This is a genomic window from Gemmiger formicilis, from assembly GCF_016901605.1.
GTDB lineage: Bacteria > Bacillota > Clostridia > Oscillospirales > Ruminococcaceae > Gemmiger > Gemmiger formicilis_B.
Genome location: NZ_JACJKP010000418.1, coordinates 1 through 503, shown reverse-complemented (window position 1 = coordinate 503; position 503 = coordinate 1). Strand labels below are relative to the sequence as shown.

At 57.3% G+C, this 503-nt stretch carries 1 protein-coding gene; it reads left to right on the top strand.

What is annotated here, in order from left to right:
• A partial coding sequence (locus H6B10_RS15225; RefSeq protein ID WP_204652332.1) for an adenylosuccinate synthetase occupies window positions 1-503 on the top strand: 503 nt, incomplete at both ends.

The following is a 503-nucleotide window of genomic DNA, read 5'->3' as shown; positions in this document are numbered from 1 at the left end:
GCCACATGGACGAAGGCGTCAAGAAGCGTCTGGAGACCATTGTGGAATCCAAGAATCTGACCATGGAGAAGATCTACGGTCAGAAGCCCGTCAGCGTGGACGAAATGTGGGCATGGTGCGAGCATTATGCCAAGGTTTTCGGACCCTACATCTGCGATGTGGGCCAGTATCTGGCCGAAGCTGACGAAGCCGGCAAGAAGATCATGTTCGAGGCCCAGCTGGGCGCGCTGCGTGATATCGATTTCGGTATCTATCCCTACACTTCTTCCTCCAACACCATCGGTGCCTATGCGCCCATCGGTGCAGGTATCCCCGGCCATAAGCTGAACCTTTCCATCGGCATCATGAAAGCCTATTCTTCCTGCGTGGGTGAAGGCCCCTTCACCGCGGAACTGGCGATGACCGAGGAAGAAAAGGATGTTCTGCGTGAGCATGGCCATGAGTACGGCGCGGCTACCGGTCGTCCCCGTCGGGTTGGTCCCTTTGATGCGGTTGCCAGCCGG